The 14,404-nt window shown below is 39.8% G+C and carries 15 protein-coding genes; 14 read left to right on the top strand and 1 reads right to left on the bottom strand.

The features are described 5' to 3' along the window. Window positions 1-4 precede the first annotated feature (4 nt). The 9 genes from atpG to spoIIID all read left to right on the top strand — a co-directional run bounded on the left by atpG (window position 5) and on the right by spoIIID (window position 8,371). Entirely contained in the window at window positions 5-865 is an 861-nt protein-coding gene (gene atpG, locus E3U55_RS11075; RefSeq protein WP_134340497.1) for an ATP synthase F1 subunit gamma, read from the top strand. A gap of 32 nt (window positions 866-897) precedes the next feature. Further along, window positions 898-2,298, top strand: coding sequence for a F0F1 ATP synthase subunit beta (gene atpD / locus E3U55_RS11080; protein WP_134340498.1), 1,401 nt, complete (start codon window positions 898-900; stop codon window positions 2,296-2,298). Window positions 2,299-2,358: 60 nt separating this feature from the next. After that, window positions 2,359-2,757, top strand: coding sequence for a F0F1 ATP synthase subunit epsilon (locus E3U55_RS11085; protein ID WP_134340499.1), 399 nt, complete (start codon window positions 2,359-2,361; stop codon window positions 2,755-2,757). 323 nt (window positions 2,758-3,080) lie between these two features. Next, on the top strand, window positions 3,081-3,314 hold the full coding sequence (locus tag E3U55_RS11090) for a DUF1146 family protein (RefSeq protein ID WP_134340500.1): 234 nt from the start codon (window positions 3,081-3,083) through the stop codon (window positions 3,312-3,314). Between the two features lie 82 nt (window positions 3,315-3,396). Further along, a complete protein-coding gene (locus E3U55_RS11095; RefSeq protein WP_134340501.1) occupies window positions 3,397-4,044 on the top strand; it encodes a YwmB family TATA-box binding protein in 648 nt (215 codons plus the stop codon). 35 nt (window positions 4,045-4,079) lie between these two features. Continuing rightward, on the top strand, window positions 4,080-5,393 hold the full coding sequence (murA, locus tag E3U55_RS11100) for a UDP-N-acetylglucosamine 1-carboxyvinyltransferase (RefSeq protein WP_134340502.1): 1,314 nt from the start codon (window positions 4,080-4,082) through the stop codon (window positions 5,391-5,393). 584 nt (window positions 5,394-5,977) lie between these two features. Next, a complete protein-coding gene (gene spoIID / locus E3U55_RS11105; protein WP_134340503.1) occupies window positions 5,978-6,973 on the top strand; it encodes a stage II sporulation protein D in 996 nt (331 codons plus the stop codon). Between the two features lie 130 nt (window positions 6,974-7,103). After that, window positions 7,104-7,775, top strand: coding sequence for a M23 family metallopeptidase (locus E3U55_RS11110; protein WP_194840891.1), 672 nt, complete (start codon window positions 7,104-7,106; stop codon window positions 7,773-7,775). A gap of 335 nt (window positions 7,776-8,110) precedes the next feature. Further along, window positions 8,111-8,371, top strand: a complete 261-nt coding sequence (spoIIID, locus tag E3U55_RS11115) for a sporulation transcriptional regulator SpoIIID (protein ID WP_134340505.1) — start codon at window positions 8,111-8,113, stop codon at window positions 8,369-8,371. A gap of 78 nt (window positions 8,372-8,449) precedes the next feature. Here the strand turns inward: spoIIID and E3U55_RS11120 are convergent, their stop codons facing one another. Continuing rightward, window positions 8,450-8,935, bottom strand: a complete 486-nt coding sequence (locus E3U55_RS11120) for a hypothetical protein (RefSeq protein WP_134340506.1) — start codon at window positions 8,933-8,935, stop codon at window positions 8,450-8,452. 182 nt (window positions 8,936-9,117) lie between these two features. Here E3U55_RS11120 and E3U55_RS11125 point away from each other — a divergent pair, with 182 nt between their 5' ends. The 5 genes from E3U55_RS11125 to E3U55_RS11145 all read left to right on the top strand — a co-directional run bounded on the left by E3U55_RS11125 (window position 9,118) and on the right by E3U55_RS11145 (window position 14,390). Continuing rightward, window positions 9,118-10,791, top strand: coding sequence for an acyl-CoA dehydrogenase family protein (locus E3U55_RS11125; protein WP_134340507.1), 1,674 nt, complete (start codon window positions 9,118-9,120; stop codon window positions 10,789-10,791). Window positions 10,792-10,953: 162 nt separating this feature from the next. Further along, entirely contained in the window at window positions 10,954-11,202 is a 249-nt protein-coding gene (locus tag E3U55_RS11130; protein WP_134340508.1) for a hypothetical protein, read from the top strand. Window positions 11,203-11,562: 360 nt separating this feature from the next. Beyond that, window positions 11,563-12,558: a rod shape-determining protein gene (gene mreB / locus E3U55_RS11135; RefSeq protein WP_134340509.1), complete on the top strand. Its 996-nt coding sequence runs from the start codon at window positions 11,563-11,565 to the stop codon at window positions 12,556-12,558. 167 nt (window positions 12,559-12,725) lie between these two features. After that, complete coding sequence (locus E3U55_RS11140; RefSeq protein ID WP_134340510.1) at window positions 12,726-13,547, top strand: flagellar hook-basal body protein; 822 nt, start codon at window positions 12,726-12,728, stop codon at window positions 13,545-13,547. Between the two features lie 12 nt (window positions 13,548-13,559). Further along, a complete protein-coding gene (locus E3U55_RS11145) occupies window positions 13,560-14,390 on the top strand; it encodes a flagellar hook-basal body protein (protein WP_134340511.1) in 831 nt (276 codons plus the stop codon). Window positions 14,391-14,404 lie beyond the last annotated feature (14 nt).

The raw sequence follows: 14,404 nt of genomic DNA on the forward strand, positions 1-14,404 counted from the left end.
CGTAGTGGCATCGCTTCGTGACATTAAAAATCGTATTAATTCAACGAAAAGTACACAAAAAATCACGAAAGCTATGGAAATGGTGTCTGCTTCAAAGCTAAATAAAGCAGAACAAAACGCCAAAGCATTCGTTCCTTATATGGAAAAAATACAAGACGTCGTGTCTAGTATTGCAGGTGGAAACACTGGTGCTGATCATCCGATGTTACAGTCTAGACCTGTTAAAAAGACAGGCTACATTGTCATCACATCAGATCGTGGTCTAGCTGGTCCTTATAACAGTAACGTTTTACGTGCCCTTTACCAAAAGGTCCAAAGTAATCATTCATCAGCTGATGAATATACAGTGATTCCTATTGGTAAAATCGGCCGTGATTTCTGTAAGAAGAATGGTATGCCAATCGCTAAAGAAGTGACAGGTTTACCAGACCAACCAGATTTCGCTGAAATTAAAGAAATTGCAAGCTATGCAGTAGACTTATTTGGTGATGAGGAAATTGATGAACTAAATATTTTCTACAATCACTTCATTAGTGCAATTTCTCAAAAAGTAACGGAACAAAAAGTATTGCCATTAACGGATATCGATACAGAAGGTCAAAAGTTAACTTCATATGAGTATGAACCAGATGAAGAACAAATTCTAAAAACACTATTGCCACAATATGCGGAAAGCATTGTTTACGGTGCATTGTTAGATGGTAAAGCAAGTGAGCACGCATCACGTATGACAGCTATGCGTAGTGCAACTGACAACGCTGATGAGCTTATCGATGACTTAACACTTTCTTACAACCGTGCACGTCAGGCAGCAATTACACAAGAAATTTCCGAAATTAGTGCAGGTGCAGCAGCGTTAGAATAACGTTTGACATGAATTCGTGAGGAGGGAAAATGATGAGTAAAGGACGCGTAACACAGGTAATGGGTCCAGTTGTTGACGTAAAATTCGACAGCGGCGACTTGCCTGAAATTTATAACGCCCTAGTTATCGCTGGTAATGATAGCCGCGATGAACTAACACTTGAAGTTGCTCTTCACCTTGGTGATGATATGGTACGTGCGATCGCGATGGGTTCGACTGACGGACTTATTCGTGGCGCTGAGGTTGTGAACAAAGAACAACCTATCTCAGTACCAGTTGGTGAAGCAACATTAGGTCGTGTGTTTAACGTATTAGGTGAGCATATTGATTTAGGTGAAGAAATTCCTGCTGATTCTCAGCGTGAACCAATTCACCGTGAGCCACCTAAGTTCGAAAACTTAGCGACAGAAACAGAAATCTTAGAAACAGGTATTAAAGTTGTAGACTTATTAGCACCGTACGTAAAAGGTGGTAAAGTAGGTCTATTCGGTGGTGCGGGTGTTGGTAAAACCGTACTTATCCAGGAGCTTATCAATAACATCGCCCAAGAGCACAGCGGTATCTCAGTATTCGCTGGTGTAGGTGAGCGTACTCGTGAAGGTAACGACCTTTACCACGAGATGAGCGACTCTGGCGTAATTAAACAGACTGCCATGGTATTCGGTCAGATGAACGAGCCACCAGGTTCTCGTATGCGTGTAGCATTAACTGGTCTAACAATGGCAGAGTACTTCCGTGATGAACAAGGTCAGGACGTACTATTATTCATCGACAACATTTTCCGTTTTACACAAGCAGGTACAGAGGTATCAGCCCTACTAGGTCGTATGCCTTCAGCCGTTGGTTACCAGCCAACACTTGCAACGGAAATGGGTCAATTACAGGAACGTATTACATCAACGGATAAAGGTTCAATCACTTCAATCCAGGCTGTATACGTACCTGCCGATGACTACACTGACCCGTCACCGGCAACAACGTTCGCACACTTAGATGCGACTACAAACTTAGAGCGTAGCTTATCAGAGCAAGGTATCTACCCAGCGGTGGATCCACTATCATCAACTTCTCGTGCTCTTGACCCTAACATTGTAGGCGAAGAACACTATGATGTAGCTCGTGAAGTTCAGCGTACGCTACAACGTTATAAAGAATTACAAGATATTATCGCAATCTTAGGTATGGATGAATTATCAGACGAAGACAAGCTAACAGTTTCTCGTGCTCGTCGTGTACAATTCTTCCTATCACAAAACTTCCACGTGGCTGAGCAGTTCACAGGTCAAAAAGGTTCATACGTGCCAGTTCAAGAAACAATCAAAGGGTTCAAAGAAATCCTTTCTGGTAAATATGACAACCTTCCAGAGGATGCGTTCCGTCTAGTTGGACGAATCGAAGAAGTTGTTGAAAAAGCTCAGGCAATGGAACAGTAATAAGGGGAGCATAAGCGGTGGAGCGTTCACCGCTTGTTGCGTGCCCAAGGAGGGGTAAGTTTGAAAACACTAAATGTGAGTGTTGTCACTCCTGACGGCCCTGTACTTGATGGTACTTATGAAATGGTGAGTGTTCGTGCGGAAAGTGGTGAACTTGGTATCTTACCAGGCCACATTCCACTAGTTGCACCATTAACAATCAGTGCAGTACGTTTGAAAAACGAAGGCCAAACAGAACATATTGCTGTTAGCGGTGGATTCGTTGAAGTAAGACCAGAACAAGTGACAATCCTAGCACAAGCAGCAGAACAACCTTCCGAAATCGACGTTGATCGTGCAAAGCAAGCTAAAGAACGCGCTGAACAACGTCTGAACCAGACAAAATCAGAAGACATTGATCATAAACGTGCGGAATTAGCATTACAACGCGCAATCAACCGTATTGATATTTCGGAATAGATAAATCAGATGAAAGACCTGACTTTAGCGTCAGGTCTTTTTTGAATAAACTCATCATTTTGAAACAACTGTGCAAAGAACTATTAAAAAGAAATTTAACAAAATTTAACTTGATTTGGGACAAACCTATAGTCTTAAATTCACTCAAAATCGCTAATTGTATAAAAAAATAAAACTTTACTCATATTACTTACAGGACTTAGAACCGACAAAAATCGATATAAAAATATCAATAGGTCAAAAGTTTTATTTCAACAAAAAGAGGTTTCGTGTCGATATTACCCGGGAAATGCCGAAGTAGAAAGAGATTTAGAGGTGTAAACATGTTTACTGATATCGCGATTGATTCAATTGTTTTTATGTTCTCGCATATTATTTTTATCATCATCGCTTGGAAGTGTCTAGAAGCAGTAAAAATTGAACAGATCTTTAAGAAAAACAGAGTAGCAGAAAGCAGAATTCTATTTATCATGTTGTCCATTGTGATTGGAACGACTGTCAGCAACTTCGTCATTGATTTCATTCAGTGGTCTAGACAACTTCAGCACCTATTATAATTAAATATCTTATATTAGATGTATAAGTCGGCATGGCTTTGACCATCCTTTTACAAAAGGTTTTTTTCAGGGGGATTTAGCCATGCGGATGATTATGATTTTTCTAGTTTTTTTCTATAGTATTATTTTATTCTATCAATCTACCAATACACTTGTAGCAGATGTTTCCTCAACTTCTCAATTAGCTGAGGTTTATGAAGAAGAAGGCTGGGGTATAGACCGAGTAGAAGTAGTTAACTACGTGATCACTGACAAACAGGAAGCGAAAAACTTTTTAAAAAACAATGATAAAGACACCCTCAAATTAGAGGGTGTGATCGAATCATATGATGTGGTTGCTGTCACAAATAATCAAGTTAAAGTTATTTATAAGTTTGAGAGCAATCAATGGAATGAAGATGTGAAAAAGTATCTACAAAATACGATATTTAACACAGAATTTCGTCATTTTTTTAAAAAAGGACAAATATTCTCTTGTTTTCAGTCGAATATTGATGATAAAATAAGTAGTAATTTTATTGTTAACAAAATAAGTAAGTATTTCGATGTGCAAGAAACAAACGTTATGGACGAAGGAAATTTTACAGTAGTTAGTGGAATAACAGATCAATTTGAACAATATATACCAATGAACAAAGAAAAGATTAACATTCAATATTCAGTTCGGGAAACTAAATCAGGTAAAAAGACAATCACAATTGGAACACCTATCCTAGTAATTGAATATTAAATAACATACGGAATATCGACACGGAGGGAAAAACCTTGGAAAAAATCATAGTATCCGGTGGAAACCAATTACGTGGTACGGTAAAAGTTGAAGGAGCAAAAAATGCCGTATTACCAGTAATTGCAGCTAGTATTATGGCTAGTGAAGGAAAAAGTACATTAAAGCAAGTTCCTGACTTAGCCGATGTTGATACAATTAGTGAAGTTTTACGTTATATGAATATAAATGTTTTACAATCTGAAAATCAATTAGTTGTTGATGCTTCTAATCAACTAAAAACTGAAACACCTTTTGAATATGTTCGCAAAATGAGAGCATCAGTATTAGTTTTAGGACCACTATTAGGCCGTTATGGTCACGCTAAAGTCGCTATGCCAGGTGGTTGTGCAATTGGTTCACGTCCAATTGATCAGCACTTAAAAGGCTTTGAAGCTATGGGTGCAAAAATTCATGTAGGTAATGGATATGTAGAAGCTTTTGTTCCTGAAAAATTAGTAGGAGCTCGTATTTATCTAGATTTTCCTAGTGTAGGAGCTACTGAAAACTTAATGATGGCAGCAGCTCTAGCTGAAGGTACAACAGTAATTGAAAACTGTGCTAGAGAGCCTGAAATAGTAGATTTAGCAAATTATATTAACCAAATGGGTGGTAAAGTTGTTGGCGCTGGTACGGAAACAATCCGTATCGAAGGTGTACCAACACTTAAAGGAGTAGAGCACAATATCATACCGGACCGTATTGAAGCAGGAACGTTCATGGTTGCTGCAGCAATTACAGGCGGAGATGTAGTTGTAGAAGGTGCTATTCCTGATCACTTACGTTCATTAATCGCCAAAATGCGTGAGATGAATGTTCACATTGAGGAATATGAAGATAGTGTACGTGTCGTTGGTACTGAACTATTAAAACCAGCTGACATCAAGACTCTACCATACCCAGGATTCCCAACTGATTTACAATCTCAGTTTATGGCATTAATGATGCAAGCAAAAGGAACGAGTGTCATCACTGAAACAGTATTTGAAAATCGTTTCATGCACGTTGAAGAGTTTAGAAGAATGAACGCAACAGCCAAAATTGAAGGTCGTAGTGCAATCATAGAAGGTCCATCAAAGTTACAAGGTGCAGAAGTTGCTGCAACTGACTTAAGAGCAGCAGCGGCTCTAATCATCGCTGGTCTTGTAGCAGAAGGTCATACAACAGTAACTGAACTAAAACACTTAGATCGTGGCTACGTCAACTTCGAATCTAAACTTCGAGGATTGGGCGCAGACATCGAACGTGTAACAGAAGAAAGTGAAGAAATCGACCAAGTTGTCGGTGAAGACGAATTAGCACAATCTAGTTAATTGATATTAATAGGAAAAAGCGGCTTATGGCCGCTTTTTTTATTGTTTATTTTTATAAAAATTCCATTAATACAAGTGCGAACTCTATTAAAAGCACAGAGTACTCCATAATTCTTGAGATCAACTCCATTAATTTGGCGCTCAACTCAATTAATAAAGAAACTCACTCCATTATTCCATTAAAATAACAAACTCTTTTAATCATGCAAAGAACTTCATTAATCCTGAATTACAACTTCAATAATATAAAAATAACTCAATTAAAATGGACATCAACTTCATTATTCTTTTAATAGAAGTATGAACTCCATTAAAAAGTTAAAGCACTCTATTAATCTGATCACTAACTACATTAATCCCATTCCTAACTCTGTTAATCGCAACGTCAACTCCATTATTCCGTCTACGAACTCCATTTAAATTTATCAATATTTAGAAGATATAATAGACAGCCCCTCAAACCAGTTAGAGCCACAATTCGGACAAGTTTCTATGAAATAAATCTACTGTTTTGGTTCTATTAAATTCATTTTGGTAATACTTATATGATAGATACAGTTTGATCTAGAGGAGGAGCTGTCGCTATGATTAAAAATCGAGAAGGACTTGTATTTGTCGCCATTTTAATAGCAGTCATTGCTGTGTTACCAGCGGTTATTGTACTGCCGTTTTCGAAGGCATCCACTGAATCCATTGAATTGAATGAAACGCAAGAAACCCAACTGGACTTAACGGATCAGCCAACAGTTCAAGTGATGAGAAGTGCAAGCGGACAAATTGAGGAAGTTCCATTAGAACAGTACGTGGTGTCAGTGGTATCATCTGAAGTTCCGGCAAGTTTTGAACTAGAAGCTATTAAGGCACAGGCACTCGCCGCACGAACGTATATCGTTCAAAAATTAGTAAACGGTGGAGCAACGGAGGAGTATGATGTTACGGATACTGTACAACACCAGGTCTATAAAAATATGGATGAATTAAGAAGCGCATGGGGTGTTGATTATTCCTGGAAGATCAATAAAATTAAGCAGGCTGTTCAAGAAACAAGAGGTCAAATCATTACGTATAGTGGTCAGCCGATAACGGCGCAGTTTTTCTCAACCAGTAATGGTTATACTGAAAATGCAGAAGATTACTGGCAAAATGAGATCCCATATTTAAAAAGTGTTCAAAGTCCATGGGATGAAAATTCACCTGAATATTTAGAACAACAAATACTAACGAGAACTGAAGTTGTAAATAAACTTGGAATTGATCAACAGGCGATTCAAGTTTCTAATACTGTAAGAACAGATAGTCATCGAATAAAAGAAATTACAATCAGTGGAAAAACATTCTCAGGTAGAGAGGTTCGTGAGTTACTGGGCTTACGTTCGAACGACTTTACCATAGAGGTAAAAGGTGATCATATCATTTTCACAACAAAAGGTTATGGCCATGGTGTGGGGATGAGTCAATATGGTGCTAATGGAATGGCTGAAGCTGGTAGCGATTATAAAGAAATTGTCAAACATTATTACAAGGGCGTCGAAATCAGTGATATTCAAGAGATCATTGGCTCCTTAAGCGCGATGAATTAATTCGACAAATGCTTTAGTTTACCCATAAATTCGATAATAATCTAAAATTCGTGATATTTTTTTAAAAAATTTGTATTTCCAATGTATATAATCCTTTTTTTTCGTTCAGAATGTTGCTGAGGTGATGAAAATGAATGAAAAAGAAAGGAAACTCATGCAACAATCTAAATGGAAACGCTTGACGCGCCAACGCTGGTTTTACCCTACGCTATACATTACGCTAGTAGCTGTAATATTAGCCGGGGTTATGGTTTATCAATTCAACGCATCGAATGATGTCACTGACAACGATGCAGTGAATGAAGAGAATCCAGCTGACTTAGTCGACAACACAAATGACGACGACTCAGTTCCAGTTATGGCCGATCAAGAGGATTTAGTGATGCCGACACTATTAGGGGATCAAGCTGAAATCATTACAAACTATTATGACGCTGAAGCAACTGAAGAAGAACAAGAGAGTGCACTTATTTTCTACAACAACTCTTACTACCAAAGTAAAGGCGTCGATATTTCATCTAAAGATGGAAAAGCGTTTGAAGTGGTTGCTGCCCTTAGCGGAACAGTAACAGCTGTTTTCGATGACGAATTACTAGGTAAAGTTGTTGAGATTGAGCATGATGAGACACGCTCGACTTTCTACGCGAGCTTATCAGAAGTGAACGTAGCTGAAGGTGACGAACTTGATCAAGGTGATGTCATTGGAGTTTCCGGTACAAACGTGTATGGAGACGAAGAAACTACAAAAGTACACTTCCGTCTTCTAGAAAACGGCGAACCAGTCAACCCGAATTTTCAATAACGAATAATAAAAATCCTCGCTGAGATAAGCGAGGATTTTTTTGTTTGGATATTAATATGCTAAATAATATATAAAAAACTAAAGTTAATTCTGCAGAGAACGTAAGGCGGCGACTCCTGCGGGAATAGCGAGCCAGGCAAGACCCCACAGTGAGGAACGAACGAGGAGGCTTGCGGATCGCCCGCGGAAAGCGTCCGCCTGAAGTGATTCGTCTGATTCAAAATCGAACTTTGAAATGGTTTAATCACAACTCTTTAACTCATTAACATATTTCCGTCAATTCCTGAATAAACTGTACCATCACATCTTTAGAGGTACATCAGGAGGCGAGGAGTTTGCACGATTACATCAAAGACAGAACGATCAAAATCGCGGAGCACCTGTTAGAGACAAAGAAAACTGTACGTGTTATTGCGAAAGATTTCGGGGTTTCAAAAAGCACCGTGCACAAAGATTTAACCGAAAGGCTTCCAGCGATTAACCCAGCCTTAGCGAAAGAAGTTAAGGAAGTTTTAGATTACCATAAGTCGATCAGACATATACGTGGCGGGGAGGCGACGCGCAAAAAGTACAGAGATCAGACGACAACTGTTTAGTACAAACATCGCCTGTCACCCATACATATTCATCAAACTTAAATTGAGCGAGGCACCCTACCTGTGACGGGCACTCCTTTATCGACTTCTACGTTCATAAAGGGTCATTTCTTCTTTAACCGTTTCACCACCAGCTTCTGTCCACTGTATCACGGCATAAATTTTTTCAATATCCTTAAATAAAACAGGGTCACCATTTGGCTTAAAAAGTGATGAATCCACCGTACCAGTCGGTGAATTTCCTAATTCAACCGGTTTATTCCATGACCTTGAAACCCCTTGAAGAGCAATATCAAGTCCATCAACAAGCGCGAATGTGCGGAAGTTGAAATCCTCAACTTTAATATTTTCTTCACCTACATAGTTTAGAATGCCATTTCCAGCGACCTGATTAGTTGGAACCAGCTCCACTTTATACTGATCCAATTCCCAATGCTCAGTCTCTCCATCCATTAAAAACACATAATAATGATTCGATTGGTCATCTTCATTTTGATTTATAAAAAACATCGTTACCACAATGGCACCAATTAATATAAAAGCTCCAATACTTTTTAAATCCATTATTGATCCTCCTACGCACAAAAATCAAACAAACGTTTGATTGAATTATCGCAAATTTTATCTAATAAAAAGACTAGCATAAAACGTGCTAGAAAAAAACGAATATATTTTCAAAATTAAAGGGTTAACATGCTAAAATAAATATATAGAAAATTTTGAAAAAAAGGGGGCAGCATGTACAAATGAGAAAGAACTTTTACACGGAAGACGCGTTACTTAAACGACTGTTAGAGAAGCACCTTCCTAATAAATTTTTCAGGTACGCGGATCAGGCTTTAACGACATTCGGTGATCAAGTGGCAAACGAAATCGACGAACGCGCCGCACACACCGATCGTGAAGGCCAGCCACGCTTAATTAAATATGACAAAATGGGTAATGAAATCAATCACGTGTGGGTCAATGAGGGATATCAACAGACCGTCGAAGACACCTACAATACAGGCATCGTCGGCTATATACATAAAAATATCCCCGAACTGGGTAAGCGCGGCAACTACATTTACTCCTACGCCCAAGGCTACCTGTTATCCCAAAGTGAGCCAGGCTTTTATTGCCCAGTGACCTTAACGATGGCAACTGCATACCTCATCGACTATTACGCTGATGAGGATTTGCGCGAAAAATTCCTTCCACACGTGATTTCAACCGGAGACGTTGAGTTATTTGAAGGCGCCACATTTTTAACCGAACGCCAAGGCGGCTCAGATGTGGGTGCAAATGAAGTTAGAGCAGAAGACCATGGTGATTACTACCGTTTATATGGTGAAAAATATTTTGCCAGTAACGCAGGACAGTGCGGAGTGACCATGGTGCTGGCAAGAATTCCAGGCGCACCATCCGGGACACGCGGGCTAAGCCTTTTCTTGGTTCCATGGGAAGAAAACCGAGCAACAAACCTCCTGAGCATCCGCCGTCTAAAAGATAAGCTCGGTGTGCGCGCTGTCCCGTCAGCCGAAGTTGAATTCGAAGGTGCCAAAGCCTATCTTGTCGGTGATCCCTCACAAGGGTTTAAGTACATGATGGAGGCGCTGAACCTTTCCCGTGTCTGTAATACCGTCGCGTCACTTGGAATCATGCGCCGAGCATATATAGAGGCTCGTGATTACGCAACGAACCGGGAAGCATTTGGCGGCTCGCTTGTGCAATACCCAATGATCCAGGAAACCCTTGTCAACCTTGCTGTCAAACTTGAAACAGAAATGGTCGCAACCTTTGACATGATCGACCTTTTCGATGAAGTCATGCGCGGCCACGCGAACGAAGAAGAGCGAGCATTACTCAGACTTTACATCGCCCTACTTAAAAAAGAAACCGCCGAGCAAGCCATCGAGTTTTCACACGAATCTATCGAAATGCACGGTGGTAACGGTTATATCGAAGACTTCGTGACACCTCGATTACTGCGCGACGCCCAAGTCCTAACCGTTTGGGAAGGCACCGCAAACATCCTGGGTCTCGAAGTCATGCGATTACTTAAAAAGTACCAGATTCACGAATTCTTTTTGGAAAAAATGAAAAATCGCTTGGCCAAATTAGAAGGAAAGGCGAATGAACTCGCCACCCCTGTTTTCGGAGCTATGAAAACACTAGGGAAGGCACTTGCTGAACTAACATCGTTTGATGAGCGCAGCCAGCTCATGTATCCAAAGAAAATTGCACAAATGATGACCGATATTCTAGAAGCCGTTGCAATCCTTGATTTTGCATTAACAGAAGGCGACGAACGCACCCTGGCCATCGCAGAAATTTTTATAGAAAACACGTTCTACGAAGGCAGAATTGTCGCAGAACCATTACAGCTGAAATACTTTGATCTCATCGTAAATCATGAGCACTCAAAACAGGTTCATTAAAATAGTATCAATTAAATTAAAAAAGTAAGCAGCTCAATTAAGGAGTGAAATCCACATCCCTAATTGAACTGTTTTATTGTAAATTGAAATATATTTAACGAACTGGCAGAATAGTAAAAGAAACTCAGCCCACCATTAGGAGGACATAAATGAGTCAATATAATGCAGGAAATGGGATGGTTTATATTATTAATCAGCGCCCTGGCATGTCTGTTTAAACTTAATAAGACTCACTATCTTATTCTTATAGGATTTAATATGCTGATCGGTCTTGTCTATCTCACCCTAGAAGGACTTATGGGTTTAGGAATACCTGTAGCATTTGCAAACGGATTATTAACCTTCGCAGTCATTGGGTTGAAAGAAATACTTTCCGAATTAATCTCAGGTGGCACAAATAAATCTGAATGAGCTTTTTCCAAAAAGGAAAATGCTCTTTTTTTTGCCCTAATTTATGAAAACTTCATTTAAATAAAAATGAACTCCATTAATCAGCAAACAAACTCAATTAATCCAACACAAAACTCCATTATTCAGTTCAACAACTTCATTAATCACAATCTAAACTCCATTAAAACGTTCTTGAACTCCATTAATCACAAAAACCACCACAACATTCACCCTTTTGAAAACAAATTGTCATACTAAGTAGTCCATCCGTCCTAAAGTTTTACAAACAAGTTAAAAACAATGTGACACTCCACCCAAAAAGTGATAAAATATTACAATAGAATACTATATTTTCGCACGTGTCAGGGGGATCATTAATTCATGTTTGCTAGAGATATTGGAATTGACTTAGGTACAGCTAATGTGCTGATTCATGTAAAAGGAAAAGGAATTGTATTAAACGAACCATCAGTGGTTGCAATGGATAAAAATTCAGGTAGGGTCCTAGAAGTAGGACATGCCGCACGTCGTATGGTCGGACGTACGCCTGGGAACATTGAGGCGATTCGTCCACTTAAAGATGGAGTCATCGCAGACTTTGACGTGACTGAAGCGATGCTACGCTATTTCATCGGTAAAATTAACGTTAAAGGTATGTTCTCAAAACCACGTATTTTAGTATGCTGCCCAACAAACATAACAAAAGTTGAGCAAAAAGCGATTAAAGAAGCGGCTGAAAAGAGCGGCGGTAAGAGAGTTTACTTAGAAGAAGAACCAAAAGTAGCAGCAGTTGGCGCAGGAATGGATATCTTCCAGCCAAGCGGTAACATGGTTATTGACATCGGTGGAGGAACGACAGACATTGCAGTATTATCAATGGGCGATATCGTAACCTCTGAATCTATTAAAATGGCCGGTGACAAACTGGATCAAGAGATTTTACAATACATCAAACGTAAATATAAATTACTTATCGGTGACCGTACTGCAGAAGACATCAAGATCAACGTAGCAACTGTCTTCCCAGGATCACGCAACGAAACGATCGACATTCGTGGCCGTGACCTTGTATCAGGTCTACCACGCACCATTACAATTGGTTCAGAAGAAATCGAAGGCGCACTTAAAGAATCTGTTTCACTAATCGTTCAGGCAGCTAAAACCGTACTTGAAAACACACCACCAGAACTATCTGCAGATATTATCGACCGTGGTGTCATCCTAACAGGTGGCGGTGCACTACTTGACGGGCTAGATCAATTAATGGCAGAAGAACTTAAAGTTCCAGTCTTCATCGCAGAAGAACCAATGCACTGCGTAGCCAGAGGTACAGGCATCATGCTAGAAAACATCGACAAAATCGCGAAGATTGGGTAACATCGTCCGCAAGAAACGATTCATATTTTTTAAAAAATTTTGCAAGACCATTCATAGAAGTACAACACCAGCCAAGGCAGATGCGGCTTTTCCTTTTTGAACAACGAAGGGACCGCAAGCCTTGGCTATACATAAAAACGATTCACCCATTAAAGGAGGCGCTTGTTATGCTTAGAGGCTATAACACTGCAGGAGCTGGCATGATTGCGCAACAACGATACCAAGAATCACTTTCCAACAATATGTCCAACATACTCACACCAGGTTACAAAGCAGATCGCTCAACCATGCGTGCATTTCCAGAAATGCTCATCCGTGCTTATGACAGTCAGAAAATACCGACACAAAGCAACCTTCAACTTCCACATAACACAAATGTCGGCGCAATCAATACCGGCGTTTATATGCAGGAAGGTATTCCACTTTTTGAACAAGGTTCAACACGTGATACTGGTTTATCAACTGACTTAGCACTCATTAACGGTGATATGCCAGACGATACAGGATTTTTATTTTATACAATCCAAAACGGTGACGGTGACATTCGTTACACACGTAACGGGAACTTCACAGTTGATGCTGAAGGTTTTTTAACGACTTCAAACGGGAATTATGTATTAGACGAAAATAATAACCGTATTCAAACTGGAACAGAACAGTTTCAAGTAACAGAAAATGGACAAGTGATTTCTCCTTTTGATAACACCATGCTTGGAATTGCTTATCACCCGAATGCGAACGATCTCGTTAAAGAAGGCGCAAACCTTTTTAGAAATGAAGGAGAGGTTGAAGCGGTTGATGCAAGAGCGACTGCAGGAGTTGACTTTAGTGTTTCACAAGGCCAACTTGAAAGCTCAAACGTCGACCCACAACAAACCATGACTGAAATGATGAGATCATATCGTTTATTCGAAATTAACCAACAAGTCGTCAAGACTTACGATAAAAGTATGGATATGGCAGCCAACCAAATTGGCCGTCTGAGATAGGGGGATTAGGGAATGCGTAGTATGTTAAATGCAGCGTCAACAATGGGACAATTGCAACAACGCATGGACTTAACATCAAATAACCTTTCCAACATGAATACATACGGGTATAAATCAAAGCAGGCTCAATTCTCATCATTATTGTTCCAACAAGTGAATAATATTGGTGAAGGAGATGAAGAATCTCCACGTTTTACACCTGAAGGGATTCGTGTTGGCTCAGGTGCCAAATTAGGGCATACGAGCATGAACTTCAGTGTGGGCGCACCTCAAAGAACTGGACGTGCATTGGATGTTGCCATTCAAGATGCCAATCGATTCTTTGTGGTTAACGCACCATTAGAAAACGGTGGAACTGAAGAGCGATTTACGCGCGCGGGGAATTTTTATATCCAACCCGTAAACAATAATGAAGAAGTGATGCTGACAACAAGCAATGGCACACCTGTCCAAGGTCAGAATGGTCCTATTGTATTGGATAATAATTTTAATGATATTGAAATTCTAAAAGATGGATCAGTTCGAGTGACACGTGGTCAAAACAAAGAAGTTGAAGCAACTCTACAACTTGTTGATATTGCACGCCCGAACGCCTTAGAGGCAGTTGGTGCAAACACGTTTAGATTAGATGAAGAGGACTTAGGTGTTCCAGTTGCTAATATTGTTAATGATGTCGTTCCAGAAGAAGGCAACCTTCTTCCAGGTGCATTAGAATCATCAAATGTTGATATGGCAAAGGAATTCACAACACTTCTGGAATCACAACGCGCATACTCATTTAATGCCCAGTCAATCCGTCTCGGCGATCAAATGATGGGGCTAATCGGAAATATGAGATCTTAATAACTCGCTGTAAT

It is taken from the genome of Filobacillus milosensis (genome assembly GCF_004402015.1).
Classification (GTDB): Bacteria; Bacillota; Bacilli; order Bacillales; family Alkalibacillaceae; genus Filobacillus; species Filobacillus milosensis.

Excerpts from the sequence above, each read along its gene's own strand:
- mreB (WP_134340509.1), top strand. The coding sequence starts at position 11,563 with ATGTTTGCTAGAGATATTGGAATTGACTTAGGTACAGCTAATGTGCTG.
- E3U55_RS11110 (WP_194840891.1), top strand. The coding sequence starts at position 7,104 with ATGAATGAAAAAGAAAGGAAACTCATGCAACAATCTAAATGGAAACGC.
- E3U55_RS11130 (WP_134340508.1), top strand. The coding sequence starts at position 10,954 with ATGCAGGAAATGGGATGGTTTATATTATTAATCAGCGCCCTGGCATGT.
- E3U55_RS11125 (WP_134340507.1), top strand. The coding sequence starts at position 9,118 with ATGAGAAAGAACTTTTACACGGAAGACGCGTTACTTAAACGACTGTTA.
- E3U55_RS11120 (WP_134340506.1), bottom strand. The coding sequence starts at position 8,935 with ATGGATTTAAAAAGTATTGGAGCTTTTATATTAATTGGTGCCATTGTG.
- E3U55_RS11095 (WP_134340501.1), top strand. The coding sequence starts at position 3,397 with ATGCGGATGATTATGATTTTTCTAGTTTTTTTCTATAGTATTATTTTA.
- E3U55_RS11145 (WP_134340511.1), top strand. The coding sequence starts at position 13,560 with ATGCGTAGTATGTTAAATGCAGCGTCAACAATGGGACAATTGCAACAA.
- atpD (WP_134340498.1), top strand. The coding sequence starts at position 898 with ATGAGTAAAGGACGCGTAACACAGGTAATGGGTCCAGTTGTTGACGTA.
- E3U55_RS11140 (WP_134340510.1), top strand. The coding sequence starts at position 12,726 with ATGCTTAGAGGCTATAACACTGCAGGAGCTGGCATGATTGCGCAACAA.
- E3U55_RS11090 (WP_134340500.1), top strand. The coding sequence starts at position 3,081 with ATGTTTACTGATATCGCGATTGATTCAATTGTTTTTATGTTCTCGCAT.
- spoIID (WP_134340503.1), top strand. The coding sequence starts at position 5,978 with ATGATTAAAAATCGAGAAGGACTTGTATTTGTCGCCATTTTAATAGCA.